The sequence below is a fragment of the Cellulophaga sp. genome, assembly GCF_039943695.1.
In the GTDB taxonomy this organism is placed as follows: domain Bacteria; phylum Bacteroidota; class Bacteroidia; order Flavobacteriales; family Flavobacteriaceae; genus Cellulophaga.
Genome location: NZ_JBDVAA010000210.1, coordinates 40,326 through 47,606, shown reverse-complemented (window position 1 = coordinate 47,606; position 7,281 = coordinate 40,326). Strand labels below are relative to the sequence as shown.

The window sequence follows — 7,281 nt, the reverse complement described above, 5'->3', positions numbered from 1 at the left end:
TTTCTAAAATCTAATAGTTGATTTACTAAGCGTAACAAATAATCTGTGTTTTTGCGCATTAACACATATTGGTCTTTTGCTTCTTTAGGGCTAATGGTATCTGCTTTTTTTAATAAAAAATCTAAAGGGCCTTTTATAAGTGTTAGTGGAGTTCTAAATTCATGAGATATGTTTGTAAAGAACTCTAATTTTAAACGGTGAATTTCTTCGTGTTTTTCTTTCTCTAGATGATCTAACTCTAGCTTATGTTTTTCTGCAGATCTTATAATAGTGTATCTTCTAAAAGCAAGTAATAGTACAACTGCAAGCAATACGTATAACACTTTAGCAAGTGTTGTTCTCCACCAAGGTGGCGTAACATCTATTTTTAGCTCAATTGGTGTCTCATCCCAAATATAATCGTTATTAGATGCTTTTATTTTTAGCACATAAGATCCTGGTTCTAGATTTGTATAGGTAGCATATCTATTTTTTGATGTTGTGTATATCCAATCCTTGTCAAAACCTTCTAATTTATATGCATATTTGTTTTTTCTAGATGCGGCATAGTGCAAAGCAGCAAACTCAAAAGAGAAATTGTTTTCGCTATACTTTAGTTTTATTTTATCTATGGCGTTTATAGACTTGTCTAGAATTACTCTTCCGTTTATACGTTCTCCAATTGCAACAGGTTTATTAAAAATAGAGAAGTTGGTAAGTACAGTTTCTGCTTTAATTTTGTTACTTATTATTTCTTCAGGATAAAAAGTGGTAAAACCATTTACACCACCAAAAAATAATTGACCTTCCTTGGTTTTTAAAGCTGTTAGCTCGCTAAACTCATTACTTTGTAATCCGTCATTAACATCGTAATTCTGAAAACTTTCATCAGTAGGGTTAAATTTAGATAATCCATTGTTTGTAGATATCCATAAATTACCTTGGTTATCTTCTAAAATACCTTTAATTACATTATTGGGTAACCCTTCCTTTTCTGTGTAACGTTTAAAACCTATCGTTTTATCTTTATTTACAATTAGTTTATTTAGTCCGCCTCCAAATGTGCCAACCCATATGGTCCCTGATTTACACTCAAAAACAGTTAGTATATAATTATGACTTAATGTTGTATCATCATCAGGATTATTTTTAAAGGTTGTAAATTTAGGATTTTTAGAGTTTTGCTGTTCAGGAGTTAACTTACTTAAGCCATTACCTGTGGCAAACCATTTATTTCCTTTAGAGTCTTCAAAAATATCTCTAATAATATTATTAGGTAAGCTATACTGTTGGTTGTTATTCTGTTTTAAAATATCTTTAGTAAATGTAGAGCCATCTTTATTAATTAGCCATCTGTGTACACCGTCATTATAAGTTCCTATCCATATATTTTTTTCTTTGTCTTGTAAAATAGAAAACACACTACCAGATATGTCTGGGATTAATTTTAAATCGTTTTCAGATAATTTTTTATCATTAGTAACATCAATCTCATAAAGTCCTGGAGAAAATTCACCTCCAATAAATATTTTTCTTTTATTCTTTAATTCTATTTCTTCAATAGCAAAAATTTTGTTGACATTATTAAAGTGTTGAAACTGATTAAAATCTTTGGTAATGTTATTCTTTTTAAGAAAATTAAGCCCGCCACCTTCTGTTCCTATCCATAAGTTTTGACGACTATCTTCAAAAATAGCACGCACTTTGTCATTACTTAAGCTATTTGGATCTAAGCTCTTTTTTATATGAGAGAACTGCTTTCTATGCGGATCAAATTTATTTACACCACCACCATTGGCACCAGCCCAAATAATTCCAGTATGGTCTATAAATAAAGATTTTATAGCATTTTTACTTAAACTATTGCTAGGGTTTTTAGGATCATATTTATAAACACTAATTAACTCTGGCTTAGCAGTGCTAGATATGTTAGAAAACTCTAGTAAACCATTATCTCTACCTGCCCATATATGATTGTTATTTATAGAAATGGCGTTGTATGTGCCTTCTTGTAAAAGTTCAATTTGGTTGGTGTCTTTATATGGTGAGTACTTGTATAAACCGTTACTGGTACCTAACATTAAATTACCATAACTATCTTCTGCAATAGCTTTAACATTAACGCTAGGAAGATTAATAAGGTGGTTAACAGACTGAAAATAAATGTCGCCATTATTATCTCTAGATAATTTAGACAACCCGTTTATACCACCAATCCAAACTTGATGTTTACTATCCTCAAAAAATGAACTAACATTGTTGGTGTTTTTTATTGGTCTAGAGCTGTTTTGGTATAAATTGTAGTGTTTAAATTTTAAGGAATCTGTAGGCTCATTTAAATCTACCATACTAACACCTTTAACTGTACCAACCCATAGCCTATTACTACTGTCTCTAAAAAGTACAGTAACATAGTTGCTTTTTAAACTGTTATCATCATTAGGGTCATGTTTGTATGTTGTAAATTCTTCTGTCTCTCTATTAAAGTAATTTAATCCTCCACCAGTAGTTCCAATCCATAAATCACCTTTCTTATCATCAATAATTTTCCAAATTAAATTACTGCTAATGCTTTTTTTGTTTTCAGCATTGGGTTTAAATACCTTAAAGTTATAGCCATCATATCTATTTAATCCGTCATGAGTTCCAAACCACATGAACCGATCAATATCCTGAAAAATGACATTTACATCACTTTGTGATAAACCATTTTCTGTTGTTAAGTGCTCAAACTTTAAAGAATTTTGAGCATAAGTAATTGCAGTTAATATTAAGAATAAGCTAAGTGTTAGTAGCTGTATTCTATGGTAAGAGTAAAGTTTAGTTGGGTTGCTGGTCATACTAACAAATATATCAAAATAGTAAATACAATAGATCATATGTTTTATTACTTAAATAGGTGATAAAACATATGTGTTGCGTTTAAAGTATTGTTTTTAAGTTGTTTGCGTGTATTTGGTTGATGTTCCTTAGGGTGAACAAATAACATATGTTCTAGTTTTTAAATCATTTACTGTAATTAACAAAAATGATATAAACGAACTTTACCAAAGAACTAAAGATCGTATTTGGGTAACAATATCCAAATAAAATTAAACGCAAAATAACGCCATAAATAATGAAATATATAGTTTGTGAAAAACCAGGTGAATTTCTTTTAAAAGAGAAAAATGCACCAGTTAGAAAAGAAGGTGAAGCTCTACTAAAAATAAATAAGGTTGGTATTTGTGGTACAGATTTACACGCGTATGGTGGTAACCAAGCTTTTTTTACATATCCAAGAATTTTGGGTCATGAGTTAGCGTCTGAGGTATTAGAAATTGGAGAAAACCCAAAAGGTATTAAAGCAGGTGATAAGGTAGTAGTAATGCCATACATAAGCTGTGGAACTTGTATAGCTTGTAGAAACGGAAAAACAAACTGCTGCACTAATATTAAAGTTTTGGGTGTGCATACAGATGGTGGTATGCAAGAACAAATTACCGTACCTGCTAGTATTTTAATACCAGCTAATAATTTATCTAATGATCAAATGGCAATTGTAGAACCTTTGGCAATAGGAGCACACGCTATTAGAAGAGCAAATATTACAAAAGGAGAAACTATAGCTGTTGTTGGTTGTGGCCCTATTGGTATAGGGATTATGAAACTAGCACAAATTGCAGGTGCCAAAGTAATAGCTCTAGATTTAAACGAGCAACGATTGCAATATGCTAAAGAAAAAATAGGTGTAGACTACACTGTGAATGTTGCAGATGATCCTGTTGCTAAAATTACAGAGATTACAAATGGCGATTTATGTACTGCTGTTTTTGATGCATCTGGGCATAAAGGAGCATTAGAAACTTGTCCGTCTTATATGTCTCACGGCGGAAGATTTATACTTGTTGGCTTGTCTAAAGGAGAGTTAACCTATACGCACCCTGCAATACACGCTAAAGAAATGACATTAATGTGTAGCAGAAATGCAACAAGTCAAGATTTTGAACATGTAATTAATGTTTTAAATCAGTTTCCTACAGAATCATTTATTACTCATACTGTGCCTTTTACAGAGATGATTTCAAATTTTGATAGTTGGCTTAATCCAGAAACAGGAGTAATAAAAGCAACTGTAAATTTTTAAAAAATAGCAATGTCTAAAAACTACATACAAATAGATGCTAAAGACAATATTATAGTAGCTATTACAGCATTAAGTAAAGGTACAGTAGTAACTATAGCAGGTAAACAAATAGTTTTGCCACAAGACATAAAGCAAAAACATAAGTTTGCTTTACATGATTTTAATACTGCAGATAAAATTTATATGTATGGTGTTTTAATTGGTAAAGCAACAACAACTATTAAAGCAGGTAGTGCAATTACAATAGAAAATGTAAAACACGCATCATCAGACTTTACAAATAAAAAAGAAGAGTTTGTTTGGAGTGCACCAGACATATCTAAGTTTAAAAACAAAACATTTAACGGGTACCATAGAAAAGATGGTAAAGTAGGTACAGCCAATTATTGGTTGGTAATACCACTAACATTTTGTGAAAACAGAAATATTGATGTTTTAGAAGCTGCACTTGCAGAGAAACTTGGCTATCAAACAAAAAAAGATTTTGCTGTAGATACAGATGCTTTAATTAAGCAGTACAAATCTGGAGCAAGCAAACATGCTATTTTTAATACGCCTATAATTACTACTCACGAGGAAATGGCTAAAAATAGAGTATTTCCTAATGTAGACGGAATTAAGTTTTTAAAACATGATGGTGGTTGTGGAGGCATACGTCAAGACTCTGAAACTTTATGCAGACTATTAGCTGGGTACATTTGTAACCCAAATGTAGCAGGAGCTACAATTTTAAGTTTAGGATGCCAAAATGCACAAATTTCTATGCTGCAAGATGCCATTTTAGCCATAGATCCAAAGCTTACTAAACCAGTAAACTACTTAGGGCAACAAGGTAGTTTAAGTGAGCGTAACTTTATAGAAGAAGCTGTAAAACATACGTTTTTAGGTTTAATAGAAGCCAATAAAATAAATAGAAAACTCGCACCGCTTAGCAAATTAATTTTAGGGTTAGAGTGTGGTGGTTCTGATGGGTTTTCAGGAATATCTGCAAACCCTGCTTTAGGTTATACATCAGATTTATTAGTAGCCTTAGGAGGTAGTCCTGTTTTAGCAGAGTTTCCAGAACTTAACGGTGTAGAACAAGAAATAATTAATAGATGCGATAAAGAACAAGACTCTAAAAAGTTTTACAATTTAATGAGAGCGTACTCTGCTGCAGCTGTTGCTGTTGGTTCTGGTTTTGAAAACAATCCGTCTCCCGGAAATATTAAAGATGGCTTAATTACAGATGCTATGAAATCTGCAGGAGCAGCCAAAAAAGGAGGTACATCACCAGTAGTTAGTGTGTTAGATTATACAGAGCAGGTTACAAAGCCAGGTTTAAATTTATTATGTACACCAGGTAACGATGTAGAGTCTACTACCGGTTTGGTTGGTTCTGGTTGTAATGTGGTTGTATTTACAACTGGCTTGGGAACACCCACAGGAAACCCAGTTGCTCCTGTACTAAAAGTATCTAGTAATAGTGATTTGTACCAACGTATGAAAGACATTATAGATATAAACGCAGGTACTGTTATAAGTGGAGAAGATACTATAGAAACTATGGGAGAAAAATTTTTAGAACACATTATAAAAGTAGCTAGCGGAGAAGTAGCATCTAAAGCAGTAATACACGGTAATAACGACTTTATTCCTTGGAAGAGAGGAGTTTCTTTATAAATAAGATTTACGTAGTAAACAACGCATTGTAAGAATGACAACAAAAGAAAAAACTATACAATTATTAGACAGGCACACAGCTCAAAAACCAGTTAAGCATCCCGTGCGTGTTATGCAATTTGGTGGAGGTAACTTTTTGCGCGCCTTTTGTGATTGGATGTTTGATGTGTTAAACAAAACAACGGACTTTAATGGTAGTGTAGCTGTAATTAAACCAACAGAAAGAGGAGATTACACAGCTCTTAGGGAGCAAGATGGTTTGTTTACTGTAGCCTTAGATGGTATTAAAAATGGTGAAACAGTATCAGAAGTTACTTTAATAGAGTCTATAAGTACCATTATTCAACCTTACACAGAATGGGATAAATATTTAGAGTTGGCAGAGTTACCAAAATTAAGATTTATAGTATCTAACACTACAGAAGCCGGTATTCAGTTTTCTGAAAATGATAAAATTACAGATTGTCCTCCTAAAGAATTTCCTGCAAAACTAACATTGTGGTTACATCATAGGTTTAGTTACTTTAATGGAGACAAGGATAAAGGCTGTATTTTTTTGCCTTGTGAGCTAATAGAAAATAACGGTGAGGCTTTAAAAGAAACAGTTATACAGTATGCAAAACATTGGCAGTTAAAACAAGAGTTTATAGACTGGATTTTAAATTGCAACCATTTTTGTAGTACACTGGTAGACCGTATAGTATCGGGTTATCCTAAAGATAGGGTTGCGTCACTAGAGAATAAAATAGGCTTTAAAGACAAGCTTTTAGTTGCTGGTGAAGAATACCATAGCTGGGTTATTAAGGCAGATGAATTGGTACAAAAAGAATTGCCTTTTTCTAAAACAGATTTAAATGTACAGTTTGTAGATAATTTAGACGATTACCGAGAAATGAAAGTGCGTATTTTAAATGGTGCACATACTTCTTTAGTTCCGGTTGGTTATTTAGCCGGATTAAGAACGGTAAAGGAAAGTATGGATAATGATATAGTTAGTAATCATATTTTTCAAATTTTAGCTACAGAAATTAAACCTACGTTAACTAAGTTTTCTTCAAACGAAATAGATGCTTTTATAAACGCTGTGGTAGACAGGTTTAAAAATCCTACGCTTCAACATTTTTTAATTGCAATATCATTAAATAGTACCTCAAAATTTCAATCAAGATTATTGCCTGCATTTAAAGACTATAATGAGCTAAATGGTTCTTTTCCTAAACGCATTGCTTTTTCGTTGGCCAGTTTAATTCGTTTTTACAAAGGCAGTTTTAATGAAGAGGATATAGCTATTAAAGATGATAGCTTGGTAGTTGAATTTTTTAAAAATCAATGGCAAATGGTAGATAATAAGTCGCAATCTGTAACAGATTTAGTTACGCATACTCTAGCAAATAAAACTATAGTGGGTAGTGATTTAACTAAATATAAAGGGTTGGTAAACTTTATAGCTAAATCTATTTTAGAGATTGAAAAAAACGGAGTAGAAGAAAGTCTTAAAAGTTTAGAAGAATAAT

4 protein-coding genes are annotated in these 7,281 nt (G+C 32.1%); 3 read left to right on the top strand and 1 reads right to left on the bottom strand.

What is annotated here, in order from left to right; all coding sequences use genetic code 11:
- The coding region (locus tag ABJD66_RS15185; RefSeq protein WP_348133190.1) for a two-component regulator propeller domain-containing protein at positions 1-2,858 on the bottom strand (2,858 nt) is incomplete at its 3' end.
- Between the two features lie 239 nt (positions 2,859-3,097).
- Between ABJD66_RS15185 and ABJD66_RS15180 the strand changes: the two genes are divergently transcribed.
- From ABJD66_RS15180 to ABJD66_RS15170, 3 genes are read left to right on the top strand one after another with little or no spacing between them, the layout of a single operon-like run.
- Positions 3,098-4,105 (top strand): zinc-binding alcohol dehydrogenase family protein, encoded by a 1,008-nt coding sequence (locus tag ABJD66_RS15180; protein ID WP_100895232.1) that lies wholly within the window; start codon positions 3,098-3,100, stop codon positions 4,103-4,105.
- A 9-nt stretch (positions 4,106-4,114) separates the two neighbouring features.
- Positions 4,115-5,767 (top strand): altronate dehydratase family protein, encoded by a 1,653-nt coding sequence (locus tag ABJD66_RS15175; RefSeq protein WP_348133187.1) that lies wholly within the window; start codon positions 4,115-4,117, stop codon positions 5,765-5,767.
- 34 nt (positions 5,768-5,801) lie between these two features.
- A complete protein-coding gene (locus ABJD66_RS15170; RefSeq protein WP_348133184.1) occupies positions 5,802-7,280 on the top strand; it encodes a tagaturonate reductase in 1,479 nt (492 codons plus the stop codon).
- Position 7,281: the final 1 nt, after the last annotated feature.

Bases quoted from the DNA above. Each gene is read 5' to 3' on its own strand.
- ABJD66_RS15180 (WP_100895232.1), top strand. From the start codon at position 3,098: ATGAAATATATAGTTTGTGAAAAACCAGGTGAATTTCTTTTAAAAGAG.
- ABJD66_RS15175 (WP_348133187.1), top strand. From the start codon at position 4,115: ATGTCTAAAAACTACATACAAATAGATGCTAAAGACAATATTATAGTA.
- ABJD66_RS15170 (WP_348133184.1), top strand. From the start codon at position 5,802: ATGACAACAAAAGAAAAAACTATACAATTATTAGACAGGCACACAGCT.